Origin of the sequence: Pantoea ananatis PA13 (genome assembly GCF_000233595.1) — a bacterium.
In the GTDB taxonomy this organism is placed as follows: Bacteria; Pseudomonadota; Gammaproteobacteria; order Enterobacterales; family Enterobacteriaceae; genus Pantoea; species Pantoea ananatis.
This window is the reverse complement of the sequence record NC_017554.1, coordinates 579,991-596,921: the sequence shown is the minus strand read 5'-3', so window position 1 is coordinate 596,921 and position 16,931 is coordinate 579,991. Positions and strand designations below refer to the sequence as shown.

Sequence of the window (16,931 nt, the reverse complement as noted above, 5' to 3'; positions counted from 1 at the left end):
GGAAATATGCCTTTATGGTAAAAGTCTGGACGCCGGATTGTTAGCCAGTTAATCTGCCGTGCATATTCAAATTTCCTGACAGAGAACCGGGATGGCCAAAGACCGTGCGTTAACCCTTGAAGCTTTACGTGTGATGGATGCTATCGATCGCCGCGGCAGCTTTGCCGCCGCCGCCGATGAACTGGGCCGCGTGCCCTCAGCGCTTAGCTACACCATGCAGAAACTGGAAGAAGAGCTGGATGTGGTGCTGTTTGACCGTTCGGGCCATCGAACGAAGTTCACCAATGTCGGAAGAATGTTACTGGAGCGCGGTCGGGTGTTGCTGGAGGCCGCCGACAAGCTTACGACCGATGCCGAGGCGCTGGCACGCGGCTGGGAAACCCAGCTGACTATCGTGACGGAAGCGTTAGTGCCCACCGATGCGCTGTTTCCGTTGGTCACGAAGCTGGCTGACAAAGCCAATACCCAGATCGCCATCATCACAGAAGTACTGGCTGGCGCCTGGGAGAGACTGGAACAGGGGCGGGCTGATATTGTCATTGCACCGGATATGCATTTTCGCGCCTCGACCGAAATAAACACCCGCAAACTTTACAGCATCATCAGCGTTTACGTTGCCAGCCCTGACCATCCAATACACAACGAACCCGAGCCGCTTTCAGAAGTCACCCGGGTAAAATATCGCGGCATTGCCGTGGCAGATACAGCCCGCGAACGTCCGGTTCTGACCGTGCAACTGCTGGACAAGCAACAGCGCCTGACCGTCAGTACGATGGATGACAAACGTCGCGCGCTCCTGGCCGGTTTAGGGGTCGCCACCATGCCCTATAACATGGTGGAGCAGGACATTGCAGAGGGCCGCTTGCGGGTGGTCAGCCCGGAGTATTCGCGTGAGGTCGATATCATCATGGCCTGGCGGCGTGACAGCATGGGTGAGGCAAAAGCCTGGTGCCTGCGCGAAATTCCTCGCCTGCTGGCCCGGAAAAACTCACCGACGCCGGGCGCCCATCCCTGAAGATTACAGCCGGCTCAGACAGTCCAGCGCGACGCTTTTAAAGCAGGCAAAGTCACTGCTGTCGCGCAATCGCGTCATCGCCCGCTCGCGCATAAAGGTCACGAACAGGTCATAGATAGCCATCGCTTCCTCATACTCGTTTTTGCTGATTGCCAGCAGGAAAATCACGTAAGCCGTGTCCTCGCCCCAGGGGATCCCCTGCGGGGCCAGCACGGTGTACACCACCGTTTTTTTCGCCATCAGCCCCAGCGAATGCGGAAGCGCAATCCCTTCGCCCAGCATGGTGCTGACAATGGCTTCACGCTCCTCAACGGAAGCATAAAACGCATTATCCACCACGCCTTCTGCTTCCAGCCGATCGCATAACAGCCGAAACAGCGCAGACTGACTCATCGGCCGATCGATGATGCAGAAATGGCGGGCATCAAAAAATTTCTCCAACATATAGGGCCGGGTGCGGTCCACCAGCACCAGCTTGCCTATCTGCTCCCGTTGAAATTCCGTCGGGAAAGGCGCGACCACGACAACCGGTTTCTCTTTTTCACTCAGCCGCGTGGTGGAAATCACAAAATCTTCTTCGATGCGCTGGCGGGCCTCATATTCACGCTGCGACAGGCACTGCGTCACCTGCAACTGGGGATAGTTGCGCATTAACATGGCTTCGATCATGCGGAGCGTCGACGTACCGCTGTCGCACACCAGCAGTACCTGAGGGCGACGCTGGTAACCCACGTTATAATGGCGCTCCAGCCCGACGCCGATATGAAGCACCAGAAAACCAATTTCATTTTCGCTAATCGTATAGGGCGAATATTTTCCCCAACTGGACACCGCCGCCAGCGTCACATCGTAGGCCATTGGATAGTGCTGCTTGATATTGCTTAATAACGGGTTAGGAATATGGATCTGATAACGCACGCGCGTGATCATCGTTTTAATATGGGTAAGCAGATCGGCACGGAGTTGAGGATCGTTCTGCAGATCGTAATAGTAGTGAGTGTTAATAAAGCTGAGCAGGTAGTTAACCAGCGCCTCCGCATCGTCAGCATTAATGGCGCTGGGGGCAACGTCCTGAATGCGTCGGGCGGCGATATTCACCCGCAGCCAGCTCTCTTCCGCCGGAGAAACCGGTTTAACGGTGAGCGGCCGCAGCGCATGGATCAGCGTCTGCGCAGACTCGCGCACGTCATCCCCGATCTCTTCCACCTGTGGATCGCTCAGCGGATAGCCTTCATTGATGCGACGTAGCGCCACCGCGCAGTAAAAACGCAAATAGCGCTCGCCTTCATCACTGAGGCGGATATTGTGCTGGGCAAGGCCGTTTTGCAGCAGCGGCTGAAGGGTTTCCAGCAGGCCGCTTTCCAGCGATTCGGGCACGATCAGCGGGCTGTCAGGCTGCTCCTGATCGATCTCAAACAGCAGATCGGTTAAGCAGGTGCGGATCGCCACTTCACTGCCAAACAGCTTCATGCCGTGATGGGGTTTGCTTTCGATACTCAACTGATAACGGCCGAGCCATTCGCGCACGTCGGCCATGTCATTCTGCAGCGTGGCACGGCTGACAAACCACTCCTCAGCCAGGGTTTCCAGCTTCAGGGAATAGGCGGCGGTGAGAAAGCGCACCAGCAGGTAGCGGATTCGGTCGTGTGAGGTGCGCGGCACCCGCAGAGGCGCACGCGTCTGCTGCTGCAGCACGTTAAAGCGCAGTGCATCAATAATTTTAAGCTGGTAGCCCGCACCGCGATTCAGGACAAACTGCGCGCCGTGCTGCTGCAGCATGGCGTTGAGCGCGGTAATATCCGTGCGTACGGTGCGCGTGGACACCGCAAACCGCCGTGCCAGTTCGTCCTGGGGGAGCGTTTCGTTTTTCAATGCGTCGAACAGTTGCGCAAGGCGCTGATTCGGGAATCTCACGTCGGGTTACCTGCTTCAGCGGTTAACAAGAACAAAGTAAACGTCAGACTGCCGGAAAACAGGCGGCAGGTCTATTATGCCCTGCGCGCCCGTAATCTGTCCTTGAAGTGGCGCACAGGCCTGGGCTCAGTCCAGCAGACTTTTACAGATGGCCAGCAGTTGGCGCACGTCTTCCACGCGGGTTTCGCCACTGGCTTTGTCGATGATCGAACTGTAAATGTGGGGAATGATCTTGCTCACGCCAGCGTCCAGGGCAATACGCAGGATCGGCCCAACGTTTTGCAGATCGATCCCGCCGGTCGGCTCCAGCCAGAAATCCTGTTTCGCACAGGCTTCGGCCACCGCGCGGTACTCGTCCACCGTGTCCAGACCGCCCATTGGAAAATACTTCACGGAACTGCCGCCCATGTCCTTCAGTAACGCAATCGCGGTATCAATGGGCACAATTCCGTCGCTGCCCTGTGAACTGAGGGGACCGGTGGAAATTTTCACCTTGCCCGGCGTGCCGGTTGGTGAAATCAGCCCGTTGACTACCGTTTGTGACTGACCGAGCAGCGCACGGCTGGTGCCGACGCCGGTAAACACCTGATTAACATGTTGCGGCTGTAGTACAGCGGCCAGTTCGCTGACCATTCGCGACTGCCGGGGATCGCCCGCGCCCAGGCCGATGGACAGTGCGTTATCAATCAGCGCGGCATACTCGCGCATATCCGCAATAGCGGCCTCGTTGCTGGGGTAGTTTTTTGATAACACGCCGACCAGTACGTGGCCTTCTGCGGCCTGCCAGATGGCTCGCGCGTTCTCTTTTGAACCCGCCAGTACGTTAAGACACAGGCGATCCTGATAAAAATTGGGGGTTAGCGTCATGCTATTTTTCTCCTGTTAACAGCGGCCGAATGCGGGTGAAAATAATCTGCAGCTGCTCAGCGCTGACGCTGCGCACGTCGGCTTCAATAATGCCCTCATTAGCCTTGTAGCCACGGAAGTAAATGGCGATATCACCGTTTTTTAGCGCCTGCACCAGATCGCCGGTTCGACGCGCGATGTTAGCCTCATCAAACTTAATTTCGGCACGGGCAATGTCGCGTCCGGCGGCATCCCATACAACGCGCGCACTGACGCCATCCAGACCGTTAAGGTTGTTGATGAAAGGCGTCATTTTTTCCACCATCTGGGCGCCGGTGGTTTTCGGCAGGGTCAGGTAGGATTCAATGGCCTGGGTCAGTCCCAGAATCCCCTCTTTGCCCACTTTCATGGTGCGGCCAATGCCGTTGCTCTGGCGCTTCACCCACTCGACAAGCTGATGTTTCCCGATAACCAGGCCGCTGGTGGGGCCTTCAATGGCTTTAGCCCCGCTGTAAATAACCAGATCGGCACCCGCCTGGTAATAGCACTGCAGATCTTCCTCAGCGGCGGCATCCACGATAAGCGGCACGCCATGCTTACGTGCCACCTCGGCGGCCTGCGCAACGCTCAGGTGGCTCTTTTGTACACAGTGATGGGACTTCACATAGAGAATGGCCGCCGTCTGGGCGGTGACTGCGGCGGAAAGCTGCTGGGGCGAGCACTCGTTACTGTAACCCGCCTCAACCGTCCGACCGCCGCCCAGCGCAATCATGCTGCCAACGGGCGCGCCGTAATTCACGTTATGCCCTTTTGGCACCACGATGTCGTGCGGCACGGTCAGCGGTGCGCTATGTAAATTATCCAGCAGCCAGTCGTCATCTTTCACAATGACGGCAGCTACGCTTTGGGCGATGCCCGCAGAAGCACAGGACACCACCAGCGCATTTTCCACCTGCAGCAAATTAGCGATGTAAGCCCCGGTCTTATCGACCAGGTCCTTCACTTCAAAATAGTGCTCCAGGCCGTATTTAACCGTATCAACCACGTCGCTGGCCGGTGTAGACACGCCAAGAATGGTCATGCGGCCAGAGGCATTAATGACCTGCTTCAGGCCATATTTCTCATACAGTGAAGACATTGTGTTTTTTCCCTTCTTCAGTCATCCAGCACTCACCGGCGACGATAGCCGCCAGAGGAATCAATTGGCGATCGCCCTGCTCCGCCAGCCCTTCCGCATCCACAAACGACACGGATTCGTGCGCCACGGTAAACAGGGTAAAGTCGGCATCAAGTCCGGGCTCAATAGCACCTTTACTGCGTAATCTCAGCCCGCTGGCCGCCTGATGCGTTACGCAGGCAATAATCTGCGGCAGCGTCATGCCTACATTGAAAAATTTCGACATCACGTGCGCCAGGGTATAAACCGGTCCGTTCAGACGATTGCGGCAGTAGATGTCTGAACTGATGGTGTCAGGCAGAATGCCTTGGGCAATCGCCGCGCGCGCCACCTCAAAGCTGAAGCTGGCACTGCCGTGGCCAACATCAAGCCGCACGTCCCTTGCCAGGGCCTGTTTTACCGCTGCACGCAGTTGCCCTTCGGGCGTCAGGATGCGGTTTGGCTTGCCGTTGTAGCAGTGCGTGATGATGTCGCCGGAGGTCAGCAACGCGGCGATTTCATAGAGGTTGGGGGGATTGTTACCAATGTGCACCATCAGGGGCAGGTTGCCATTTTCCTGCTGAATCGTCTTCGCCAGCACCAGCGGCTGAATGCCGTTTTCGCCCACTACGCTGCTGCTCATCCGGGCTTTAAGCCCGACGATAAAATCGGGATGACGTCTTACCGCGTCGGCAATCGCCGGGCGATCAATCTGCGTCATGTCCGCCAGTTCATTTTGGGTAACGATGCCGGTGCGGGCGATATTCAGCAGCGCAAAAACCTGGGTAGTGACCGCTTGCGTGCGCTGTCTGAAATCATCAATGTCGTCTGCACCTGTACTGCCTGCATCGACAACACAGGTGACGCCGCTTTCCACGCCAATCCGGTCGGGATGATCGTGGTAGATGGGCGACTTTTCATAGCAGTGTACGTGGGAGTCGATCCAGCCCGCACTGAGATAGCAGTTCGCCGCCAGGGTTTGTTCCACTCTGGCCCTGCCGGTTACCTCACCCACGGCGGCTATTTTTCCGTCGAGTATGGCGATATCGATCAGACGTTCATCCGGCAGTCGCGCCCGACGCAGAATCAGATCGTACATAGGAATCTCCTTTGACTGCCCCGATCGGCCTTCACCGATCGGGCATTAACGCGATCAGATCGCGACCGGAAAAATCGCGCCGAGGATCATGGCACCGAGGATCGCCCCGCCGGTGATCGGTTTGTTCCACAGATAGAACACCAGCGCACCCAACAGCGAACCGAGACCGATAGGAATGGAGGCGCCCATAGCGGCCAGGATGATCAATGGCCCCAGGAAGCGTCCTGATGCATTGCCCGCGCCCATCATCACGTCCGCACCATAGGTGCTGTTGCTTTGATTAATGGTGAACTTACGCGCCAGAATGATGACGTAGCCTATCGCCACACCGATAACCAGACCGGTGACCAGCGAAGCCGCAAAATTCGCCACCGGGAAGACAAAACCGGCGCCCAGCAGCAGCGCGGGCACGCCCAACCCGACGCCGGTCTGGATGGCACCACCGATATCCAGAATCCCGACCAGCGATCCTTCAATGATGCGGGCGAACAGAAAGCTGGCACCGAAAGCGGCCACCGCGCCGTAAACGCCGGTATCGATGCCCGCCCGTAACATCGAGACGAAGGCCACTTCGTTAAAAGCGCCGATACCGTACAGGTAGTACATATGGGTCCCGGCAAACACGCCGGAGGAGAGCAGACCGACAAAAATCGGGAATGACCAGTCGGCATACCAGAAACCTTTGTTTGATTCTTCCATTGCAGACGCTCCGTTATTTGCCGCTCAGGCTGTTATGAATACTGTCGAGCCAGCCAGGAATGCCGAGCTGGAAGGATTGCAGCATCTTCATATCGAAACCGCGGAAGAAGGCGCTGAGAACAAACAGGGCGACGATGGCGGTCATCATGATTTTGGTCACTTTGTTCCAGCCGCTCTCTTCAACCCCTTTACCAATCAAAATGCCCAGCACCAGGCCCGGTACGGCATTGCCCATAATCAGCTGTGCCAGACCGCCGAAGATGGTGGCCCAAAAGCCCGATTTCTTACCGGCGTCAATTGCCGCCAGCCAGAAGATCACCGGCATGACCGTGTTCACCAGCAAATTAGCGGCCGGTACCAGCACCTTTACCGCCGTGACCTGCAGAGCCGCCGGAACAGCAGAGGCGGTCGAGTTGAGAAAAGCCACCACCACCATGCCGATGATGCCGCAGGCGATAGCCATCTTTTTCGGGTCGTGTAGCGTCTCTGCCACATTGCGGTTTTTGATCATGATCGCCGCCGCGCCCCAGTTGGGGATGATGCGATGATCCACGTCCTGCGTGAACGCACCCGCCGCCACGGAGGAGGCCCAGGCGTTAAAGAAGAATCCCAACCCAAAAGAGAAGTGAGAGGCAGGATCGCCTTCACAGGAGTTAAGTTCACCCAGTGTGCGAAAGGCGCCCATACCTTGTGTCGTCGGGGCATGGAACATGCGGGCGGCACCGGCGCCCACACCGACGCCCACGAGGCCGCCGATAATTAACGACTTGAGCAAAATGATGAGAAACATCCTCTTTCCTTATATGTGTTGTTTGAGGCTGACTTACACGCGGGTGAACTCGACCTTATCGCCGTCCAGGCAGGTCACGTTAATGGTGACCTCCAGGTCGACGCTGAAGAGCCTGCGCTCGCGTGCCAGGAAAAAGAAAAGGAATTTTTCGGTTGAGACGCGTTCCCGCGCGCGCACCACCTTTACGTCCTGCGGTTCAATGCGCAGCAGAATCTTATTGGCGTTGCGCAGGACTTCGTGCTGTACACGACTCAGCGCATCTGCGAAGGCTTTCGCCTTGGTGTCGCCCTTACCGCTTACGGCTACCGAGGTTGTAAAGGTCTCTTTCATTCCTTATCCACCGTGTTTTTTGTTCCAGGCCTGAACCAGACGTTCACCCAGCTCTTCTTTGTCCATAAAGCCGAAGCCCAGCACGTTGGCGCCTTCATTAATGGCGGTCACGCCTTCATCCACAGAGCGCATACCATGTTTGGCCTTATAGCCGTATTTGTTTTGCGCCGTAATCGCGCCTGCCCCTCCGCTGCCGCAAAAGGAGATACCGAAATCGGCATTCTCTGCTTTCATGACGTCGCCCAGCTTCATGTCTGCCGCGACGCCCGGCACCACAACGGCACGGCCACCCGCTTTTTCTACGCCAGCCGCCACTTTTTGTCCTTTACCTAAACGATCGCCGATCACTACGGTTACCATATGTCTGTTCCTCTCAGGGTTGGAAAATTAGTCGTTCTTCGCCACTTCAAAGTGGACAGAAAGCAGCCAGGCTTCTTCTGGTGGCAAATTGCCAAACAGGTCCACCACCTGCTGTGCCAGCGCCATCGACTCTTTGGAAATTTCGTCAAACAGCTCAGCCTCAACCTCTGGCAGACTCTCGCCGGTGACGGATCGCAATGCCATTGCCCGCACGTGCGAAGCCAGCATTTGTATCTGCACGGCATTCGGCTGGATGGCCCGCTCGGCAAAAAGCACCTCAATCTGCGCCATCACGCGATCCGTCAGGGCCTGAATCCTTTGCTGTTCGTCTTGTGACGCATTCATCGCTACCGCTCCCTTACCCGTACTCATCGTCTGCTTCCCATTTCGCGCTTAGCGTGATCTCAAACTAACCAGAGGCGGCAGCGCTGTGGAGAACGACTTTTTCCGTTTCGAAGTGGAAATCCGGCCCTTGTGAGTGATCCGGAACGCAAACTTGCGCGTTCGCTTAGCGGACGGATTATTTTTACCAGATTAAACAGTGAGTTAAAAAAGGGATATCACACAGGAAAGGCGGCAGGTGAGGAATAAACAGAAAACCGGGTTGCTGGTCAGCCGTCACAAAACTGGCAAACAGCAACCCTGAGGGCAAGGTAACAGAGAAACTTATGACTCAGCGTCAGTGGGCTGACGTAATGGCGTAACGCGGTTTTTGTCGTCAACGGGCTGGAGGCGATGCGTTTTACGTCGGCTAATGGCGGCCACGATCAGGGCAAAACGCGCTTCATTCAGCTTGTAGCAGAAGCCCATGATCAACGCCGCCGCAATCGCCAGCGAACAGGGCCAGATAAAGATCAGCTGCCTTAAACCTGCCAGCGTGCCATCGCTTTGTACGGCATTGGGCACGTAGCCTATTTGCGTCAGCATCAGACCGGGCAGAAATCCCGCCAGCGCGGCGGATATCTTGCGAAAGAAGGTGTAGCCCGTGTAACAGGCACCTTCTGCCCGAATGCCGGTTTTCCACTCCCCGTACTCGACGGTATCCGGCACCAGGGCCCAGTTAAGGCTGTTAACGAATGCCGTACCGAAAAACGCCACGCAGGAGAACATGACGAACAGCAGAGAGCTGCTTCCCCAGAGAAAGTTACCCAGATCGCCCAAGGCCCAGAGGATGAGTCCCCCCAGATAAACCTGTTTCTTACCAAACTGTTTTACCGCTGTGGGCACCAGCAGTACGCCCACCAGAATACAGCCCATGCTGAAGAAGCCCATCCAGGAGAGCAAATGAACATCGTTCAGCACGTACTGCGTGTAGTAGACCTGAATGGCCAGCTTGATATTAAACGCCGCCAGGGTACAGAGGTTCGCGAGGCACAGAACCAGCAACGGCGGATTGTGAAAGATGGCGCGGAAGGCCGTTGCCACACCGGGTTTATGATGCGTCGGGGTGAGCTCAACATAGCGCTCTTTAACCCCGCTGTAACAGAACCACATGCACAGCAGCCCGGCGACCACAAAGACGGCGGCGGCAACCTGATAGCCCAGCGCACTTTTGCCAACAAACAGCGACTGAATGGGCATAAAGCACACGGTGCAAACCAGTAATCCCACCGTTGCCCCGCCCTGCCGCCAGGCGGCGAGGTGGGCGCGTTCGTGGGGATTTTTGGTTATGGCTGGCACCATTGCGCCATAGGAACAGTTCATCAAGCTGTAAAACAGACCAAACGTCATAAACAGGGCGGTCGCGATCGTTGTCTTTATCGTCAGGCTAAAGTCGTTAGCAACAAACTGTGCCGCAGCCACCAGCGCTACCGGCAGCGAGAAATAGAGAATAAAAGGTCTGAATTTTCCTCTCGTGCCAATATGGCGGCGTGAATCCAGCACAATGCCGGTGAACATATCGGTTAGGGCGGTAAAGAATTTCGCCACCAGGAAAATCACCCCGCCGTACCAGGCTGGCATGCCCAGCTCATCGGTGTAGAACTTGAGTAAATAAAGCGTCCCGATAGTCAGCATCAGGTTGGAGCCAAAATCACCGACGCCGTAAGCCACCTTCTCACGCAGCGGGAGTTTCAGCGTTAATGGATCGGAGCCTGTCTTCATAAGTGATCCTTTTAGCGCCGCGACCGGCGCAGTCACAAAGCCAAATTAGCGCTGACGCTTACGTGCATCGATCTCCTCAATGATGCGGACATACATCTTCTCATTGAGATTGTAGAAGCACCCCATGGCCACGATGGTGATCACGGCCAGCGCACCGGGATAGATGAACATCAGCTGCTTCAACCCTTCTACCGTTCCGGACGACTGAATCACGTTGGGCACGTAGCCAATTTGTGTCAGCATCCAGCCGGGGAAAAAGCCGGCCAGCGCCTGTGAGACCTTACGGAAAAAGGTAAAACCGGTATAAACCGTACCTTCAGAACGAACGCCCGTCCGCCATTCCCCGTACTCCACCGTATCGGAAACCAGCGCCCAGTTAAGGCTGTTGACAAAGGCTGAGCCAAAAAAAGCCAGACAGGAATACGCGACAAAACTGACCGAACCGCCGCCGAAGAAATAGTTGAGCAGATCGCCCGCGACCCAAATCAGCAAACCGCCGATATACACTTTTTTCTTACCAAAGCGCCTGACCGCGCCGGGCATCATAAATACGCCAATAAAAATGCACCCCATGCTGAAGAATCCCATCCATGACAGCAGAATGGGATCGTTCAGCACGTACTGGGTGTAATAAACCTGGATCGCCAGTTTGACGTTAAAGGCGCCTAGTGTGCATAAGTTGGCAATGCACAGGATAAACAGTGGACGGTTGCCCGCGATGGCACGGAACGACGCTAACAGTCCCGGTTTCTGCGTGGGGCTGCTGGCGGGTTGCTCGACATAACGCTCTTTTACGCCGGCATAACACCACCACATAAAAAATAAGCCAAACGCCGAGAACAGCGTGGCCGCAACGACATAACTCAGCTGCGGATTGCCTTCAATCAGGTTCATGACCGGTACAAAACCCACGGTACAGATCAGCAAGCCCAGCGTTGCGCCGCCCTGCCGCCAGGCGGCCAGTGCGGCACGCTCGTCGGGGTTTTTCGTCATCGCGGGCACCATCGCACCGTAGGAACAGTTCATCATGCTGAAGAACAGGCCATACATCATAAACAGCACTGTGGCGACGATCGTTTTTCCGGTGACGTCAAACGGCGTACCCACAAAATTGGCGATAGCTAACAGAGTTACCGGAAAGGCCGCGTACAGCACGAAGGGGCGGAACTTGCCTTTCGGGCCAATCCGACGCCGCGAATCCAGCATGATGCCGGTACCCATATCGGTAAAGGCGGTAAAAAACTTGGCCACCAGGAAAATGATGCCGCCGTAGGTTCCCGGCAGCTCCAGCACGTCGGTATAGAACTTCAGGAGGTAGAGCGTACCGATATCTAATAAAATATTTGAACCCAGATCGCCGATGCCATAGGCGACTTTCTCTTTGAAGGGCAACCGTAACGTCGCCGGTTCACTGCCGGAAGCAAGATGGTGTTGGCTCATGATTTCTCTCCGCTGCCCCACTGAACCTGTCAGCAGGGCCGCTTTTTCAGGATGGTTTTGAAGCGTTTTGTTGCTCGATTTCAGCGCGAATAGCGGCCACTTTTTTACCAAACAGCAGCTGCATGACGGCCAGCAGGCCAAATGAGGGCACCAGTACCTGCCAGGCCGGGATATCCAGAGCGCCTTTGATCAGCATGGAGCCCGAAGCAATCAGCAGGAGAAACACCATCAGTCGGAAAGCCCGCACGGAGATACGCTTGTGCACATACTGGCCCACTAACGATCCCAGGATCATGGTAGGAATGCAGAACATCACCAGCTTGACCGTTGAGACCGTTAAAATGCCGCTGGTGGTCAGGCCGCCAATAATGGCGATGTTATTCGCGGTAAAAAATGCATTGAGCGTGCCGCGAAAAGCAGCGGGTGCCAGATTCCTTAACATGCCGTAGATCACGACGGGCGGACCGTTGGTGGCAAACGCCGAGCCGAGCGCACCGGCGATAATACCGGTGGGCATCACTATCCAGTTTTTGTCATAGACAGGCAGACGAGGAATAAACAGGCTGTAGAACGAATAAAGGATCAGGAAAACGCCCAGCCCGGTTTTCATCACGTCGTCCGGAAAATTGGACAGCGCGTAAATGCCCAAAGGGATACCGGCAAAGGAGAACAGGATCAGCACCAGGGCTGACTTCCAGTTGGTTTCCTTGCGAGACAGCCAGGTGGCATACAGCGCCGTTGCCGTCCCCACAATCACCGACATCGGTGCAGCCATTTTGACCGGCAGCAGCAACGTCACCAGCGGCATCGTAACCAGCGCGCCACCAAATCCCGCACAGATGCCAATAAAGGTGTACAGAAACATAATGGCAATAATGATGCAGACGACCTCAGTGGTGATTTCCAGACCTTCAGGTGTAAGTAGCGTAAAGAAATCCATAATCCTTTCTCCCGCTACTGTGGCAATATCTGACTGCCAGCAAGCCGTAATGAAGCAAACAATGACTGCCATTCGCTGTCTGCCCGATAAAATACCGGCGGCTGCCCCATCGGCGCGGCGACAGTGATATCCCCGCCGTTTAACGTTTCTCCGGTCCACATGTTGACCCAGCGGTCTTCAGGCAGATAGAGCGACCAGTCGCGGCGGCCCTCTTCATAAACCGGTGCCACCAGCAGGTCACGCCCCAGCAGATATTGGTATTTGAGCGTGTAGGTGCGGGCATCCGCTTCATAGTGCAAAAACAAAGGGCGCATAACGGGTAAGCCCGAGTGGGCATTCTGCGCGACAGCCTGCTTGATATAAGGTTTTAAGGTGGTGAAGATCGTGGACATGCGGGCAAAGTGGGCAATGGTTTCTTCATCGCTGTCAAACTGCCAGTTATCGCCAGGACGGTTCCCTTCATGGGTGCGCATCATCGGGGTAAAAGCATTGAAGTCACACCAGCGAAGCAGCAGTTCTTTACTGCGTTTCATGCCGTACAGCGTGGTGTAGCCACCGATGTCGCTGTGATGCAAACCGTGGCCGCTCATCGCCAGTGACAGCGCGGCGGGCACCACCGAGGCCAGGCCATCGTCCAGGCTCCAGTCAACATTTTGATCCCCGGCCCACATCATCACGGAGTATTTCTGACTGCCGGTGTAACCCGCACGCATAAAGAACAGCACGTCACCGAGTTTGCCGGTTTCTTCCAGCGCCTCGTAGTTACACTTCGCCCACAGCGCGGGCCAGGCATTGTGCATGATTTCGGCGCTGACGCCGTTGTGCAGATACGTGTCCGTTGGCAGGTACTCCCCAAAATCCGCCATCCAGCCGCGACAGCCCAGGGCAATCAGATTGTCTTTGATGACGCCTTTGAACCAGTGGTAAGCCTCCGGATTCGTGAGATCGACGACGCCCGCATAAAACTCACCAAATTCGACGTGGTAATCGTCCCCAGCCGCATTTTTGGTCAGATATCCTTTCCGGGCGGCCTCTTCGCACAGGTTACGGTCGCTGGCGACGTAAGGGTTGATATAAGACAGGAACTGTACGCCTTCCGCTTTCCACTGCTGAATGCGCGCGTCCAGTTGGGGATAAAGCTCGCTGTCCCACTGCCAGTTCCACATCACGCGTTTGCCGAAGGAGGTCATCCGGATGCCGGACCAGTCCTGCGCCCAGATGCCATTCACTTTCACGCCCGCCTGACGCATTTTGTCCAGCTTCTGCTGGCAGATGTCGGTGCCGCCCTGGATCCCCAGCGTGACGCCATCGTAAACCCAGTCCGGTAATACCGGCTGACGCCCCAACAGGGCACTCATTTTTTCCAGCAGGGCGATGTAGGTATCGGCACATTCAAAACGTAACGTGGCGTTATTTTCCCAGAAAGCCAGTTCATGATAATCCGCTGCGCTGAAGTCAAAATTCATGTAGCCGCTGTTATCCACATGGCAGTAATACTTCTGGCTGCTGACAAAGGTCGGCTGGGGGAAAAAGGTCCAGTAGTAATCTCCGCCGGCATTCTCTGCACAGTCAGCCTGCCAGGTGACCACGCTTTTCTTATTGCGCCCGACGCCCTGTTCGCTGGTCCAGAGTGGAAAAGGTTTCCCGCGCAAATCAAAACAGGAAAACTGCTCGCCACAGCCGTAGATATGATCGTCGTCCAAGGCTGACAGCCTCAGCCAGATACGGTTAAGCCTGTCGCTGTCGTTTGTCAGCGTAAGCAACAGGCGGCCGTTTTCGTCTGTGCCGATGATCAGCGTGGCGCTAAACACCTCTCCGCGTGAGAAGCGCACCGTCCAGCCGGTGTCCTGCGCAGTCACAACGGCCGAGGTTAACGCCAGTTTTTCATTCAACCGGTCTTTAATACTGAAATTGCCGCGAAACATGTCGATATCGGCGTTGCCATTGCCTATCCACAGACAGGGTTTTTCCTCGCTGTGGCTAAGAATTTGTCTGTTTTGATAAGTCAGTGAAAAGCCGTTACCGGCGGCAGTCAGCTTTACGCCTGCCGTCTCAGGATGTTGTAAATGCATTCTGACCTCTGCGTTGTAGGATAAAAAATAAGGTTTAGCGTGATTCGTGCTGGTCACAGCCAATCGTGAACGTCATGAGATGGCGCGCCTGTGGCGCAAGAAAAATCACATCAATGCCAGAATTGAACGCGTCAGGTGGACAACTCATTGGCTCGGCTGCCAATCCCGTGCGGCCAAGTTTTTCGCCGCTGTAAATTTGCAACCAGGGTTGATCGCTGCGTAAAAAAACCGAAAGTGCCTGCTGTGGACAGGTTAATCTCACCTCCCATTCGCGTCCGGCTGCGCGGGTGTTAACACTGCAGTCGATCTGCGTCGACGCCAACCGACGCGGGGTAAGAAAATCCCCTTCTGCAATCGCGGCCGGCAGCTTAAGCAGGCAGTGATCCACCAGGGTCATGTTGCAGGTCAGATAAGGATGCGAACCGACACCGTAGGGCGCGGGTTGATCGCCTACGTTCTGGCTGCTGATACTGACCTGCAGGCCCTGTGCGGCATCAAGCCGGTAAGTCACTGCCGATAGCAACGCAAACGGATAGCCGTAACTGGGCGGCAGGAAAACCGTTAAGGTCGCCTCGCTGTCGGTGTGTTTGGCGATCTGCCAGTCACGCCAGGCCAATAAGCCGTGAATGGCGGTAACGCCTTCGTGGTCATTGATGGGTAGCTGAAGCAGCTTGCCGTTATGTTTCCAGGTTCCTTTCGCGACGCGATTCGGCCAGGGAATCAGGACTTTGCCCATATGCGCCAGCGGCATTGCCTCCGGAGGATGTGGGAGCACCAGATGGCGGCCCGCGTGCGTCAGCTCAGCCAGGCCAGCGCCTACGGTGACGATTTTTGCCTGATATTCTCCAGCGTGAAGAACAAGGGTTTGTCCGCTGCTGTGCATAGCTGGTACTCCCGTTAGTCTGTTTTTCAGGGGTTATTTCGCATTACAGTCCAGTAATCCTGCCGCTACGGCGGGTGCCAGCCCCGGTGCCAGAGGAAGGCGCGGGATCACCAGGCAATGCAGCAGATGATAGATATCCTGTTTGCCGTCCCACACTTTGGTGGTCACCTTGTTTTCGCAATCCAGCTCTTGCCACCATGAGCCATTCTCGAAATCCATCATGTAAGTGATGCAGTAATCCCACCATTTCTGGTACCAGGCTTCGTATTGCGCCTCGCCAGTGACCGCATACAGGGCGTAAGCCGTGCCCATTGCCTCAACCACGGGCCAGCGCACTCTTTCACTCACTACGGGCTTGCCATCCCAGTCCACGGTGTAAACAAACCCGTCTGCGCCATCGGGCGCCCAGGCATCGCGGATAGTGGCGTCGAATAAGCCTTTCGCATCTTCAATAAGCCAGGCCGGCGGCGTTTCGAAGCGCGCTTCCAGCGCAGCATGCAGATGCAGCATCAGACGTCCCCATTCAATCCAGTGTCCGGGCGTGCCGCCATAAGCCCGGAAGCGGTGAGCGGGATTCTCTTTGTTATAATCGCGTAATGGGTTCCAGTCAGTGTCGAAGTGTTCATTGACGCGGTACTCACCGCTGCGCGCGACGTCGTGAATAATCACCGAGGTGACACGCAGCGCGCGATCCAGCCATTTCTTGTCGTGCGTGACGTCATAGACAATCAGGAAGGCTTCAACGGCGTGCATATTGGCATTGCCGCCGCGGTAGTCTTCTGTCTTGCTAAAGGCTTCATCCCAGGACTCCAGGCACATCTGTTCGTCTTCACTCCAGAAGTAGCGATCGATCACGTCGATCGCGTCATCCAGCAGTTGGCGGGCGGCAGGATGCCCCGTAGTGACCGCACTGGCCGCGCCCAGCAACACGAAAAAGTGCTGATAACCCTGTTTGGACGCATCAACGACGCCTTCATCGTTTACGCAGGCATACCAGCCGCCGTACTGTTTATCGCGCAGCGCACCATTCAGGGCGTTAATGCCGTGATCGACCAGTTGATAAGCTCCCGGCCGTCCCATCGAGGCCGCAACGGCATAGACATGCAGCATGCGTGCGGTAATCCACAGGTGCGTGCCCATCTCGGGTTTTACCTGCCCGGTATTCCCCAGCCAGCCAAATCCGGTGGCGACCGCTGCGTTTTTACCAAAGTCGAGAATCCTGTCCGTTTCCTGTTCGAGCCAGCGGTTATGACTCAGCGTGTTAAACCATTTCATTTGCGTTGC

Annotated in this window: 16 protein-coding genes; 1 reads left to right on the top strand and 15 read right to left on the bottom strand. The window is 55.9% G+C overall.

From position 1 onward, the window contains the following. Positions 1–91: 91 nt before the first annotated feature. Positions 92–1,015, top strand: coding sequence for a LysR family transcriptional regulator (locus PAGR_RS02875; protein ID WP_013027348.1), 924 nt, complete (start codon positions 92–94; stop codon positions 1,013–1,015). 3 nt (positions 1,016–1,018) lie between these two features. Here PAGR_RS02875 and PAGR_RS02870 read toward each other — a convergent pair whose 3' ends face one another. The 15 genes from PAGR_RS02870 to yihS all read right to left on the bottom strand — a co-directional run bounded on the left by PAGR_RS02870 (position 1,019) and on the right by yihS (position 16,922). Then, a complete protein-coding gene (locus tag PAGR_RS02870; protein ID WP_014604926.1) occupies positions 1,019–2,929 on the bottom strand; it encodes a BglG family transcription antiterminator in 1,911 nt (636 codons plus the stop codon). A 126-nt stretch (positions 2,930–3,055) separates the two neighbouring features. Then, the gene (dagF, locus tag PAGR_RS02865) at positions 3,056–3,796 is read right to left on the bottom strand and encodes a 2-dehydro-3-deoxy-phosphogluconate aldolase (protein WP_014604925.1); all 741 of its coding nucleotides are present in this window, start codon (positions 3,794–3,796) and stop codon (positions 3,056–3,058) included. Between the two features lies 1 nt (position 3,797). Further along, positions 3,798–4,913: a DgaE family pyridoxal phosphate-dependent ammonia lyase gene (locus tag PAGR_RS02860; protein ID WP_014604924.1), complete on the bottom strand. Its 1,116-nt coding sequence runs from the start codon at positions 4,911–4,913 to the stop codon at positions 3,798–3,800. Continuing rightward, on the bottom strand, positions 4,897–6,030 hold the full coding sequence (locus PAGR_RS02855) for an amidohydrolase/deacetylase family metallohydrolase (protein WP_014604923.1): 1,134 nt from the start codon (positions 6,028–6,030) through the stop codon (positions 4,897–4,899). Before PAGR_RS02855 ends, PAGR_RS02860 begins: the two co-directional genes overlap by 17 nt. Positions 6,031–6,084: 54 nt before the next feature. Continuing rightward, entirely contained in the window at positions 6,085–6,729 is a 645-nt protein-coding gene (locus PAGR_RS02850) for a DUF4310 family protein (protein ID WP_013027353.1), read from the bottom strand. A 13-nt stretch (positions 6,730–6,742) separates the two neighbouring features. Next, positions 6,743–7,519, bottom strand: a complete 777-nt coding sequence (locus tag PAGR_RS02845) for a DUF4311 domain-containing protein (RefSeq protein WP_014604922.1) — start codon at positions 7,517–7,519, stop codon at positions 6,743–6,745. Positions 7,520–7,552: 33 nt separating this feature from the next. Further along, positions 7,553–7,849 (bottom strand): DUF4312 family protein, encoded by a 297-nt coding sequence (locus tag PAGR_RS02840; RefSeq protein ID WP_014604921.1) that lies wholly within the window; start codon positions 7,847–7,849, stop codon positions 7,553–7,555. Positions 7,850–7,852: 3 nt separating this feature from the next. Continuing rightward, positions 7,853–8,209 (bottom strand): SFCGS family glycine-rich protein, encoded by a 357-nt coding sequence (locus PAGR_RS02835; protein ID WP_013027356.1) that lies wholly within the window; start codon positions 8,207–8,209, stop codon positions 7,853–7,855. Between the two features lie 27 nt (positions 8,210–8,236). Continuing rightward, a complete protein-coding gene (locus PAGR_RS02830; protein WP_013027358.1) occupies positions 8,237–8,581 on the bottom strand; it encodes a glycine dehydrogenase in 345 nt (114 codons plus the stop codon). A 294-nt stretch (positions 8,582–8,875) separates the two neighbouring features. Then, the gene (locus PAGR_RS02825; RefSeq protein WP_014604920.1) at positions 8,876–10,312 is read right to left on the bottom strand and encodes an MFS transporter; all 1,437 of its coding nucleotides are present in this window, start codon (positions 10,310–10,312) and stop codon (positions 8,876–8,878) included. Between the two features lie 45 nt (positions 10,313–10,357). Further along, complete coding sequence (locus tag PAGR_RS02820; RefSeq protein WP_014594701.1) at positions 10,358–11,752, bottom strand: MFS transporter; 1,395 nt, start codon at positions 11,750–11,752, stop codon at positions 10,358–10,360. Between the two features lie 46 nt (positions 11,753–11,798). After that, positions 11,799–12,692 (bottom strand): sulfite exporter TauE/SafE family protein, encoded by an 894-nt coding sequence (locus PAGR_RS02815; RefSeq protein ID WP_014604919.1) that lies wholly within the window; start codon positions 12,690–12,692, stop codon positions 11,799–11,801. A 14-nt stretch (positions 12,693–12,706) separates the two neighbouring features. Next, a complete protein-coding gene (locus tag PAGR_RS02810) occupies positions 12,707–14,764 on the bottom strand; it encodes an alpha-glucosidase (protein WP_014604918.1) in 2,058 nt (685 codons plus the stop codon). A gap of 34 nt (positions 14,765–14,798) precedes the next feature. Then, positions 14,799–15,647 carry an aldose-1-epimerase gene (locus PAGR_RS02805; RefSeq protein WP_014604917.1) on the bottom strand — a complete coding sequence of 283 codons (849 nt, stop codon included), beginning with the start codon at positions 15,645–15,647 and terminating at the stop codon, positions 14,799–14,801. A 33-nt stretch (positions 15,648–15,680) separates the two neighbouring features. Then, on the bottom strand, positions 15,681–16,922 hold the full coding sequence (gene yihS / locus PAGR_RS02800; protein ID WP_014604916.1) for a sulfoquinovose isomerase: 1,242 nt from the start codon (positions 16,920–16,922) through the stop codon (positions 15,681–15,683). Positions 16,923–16,931: the final 9 nt, after the last annotated feature.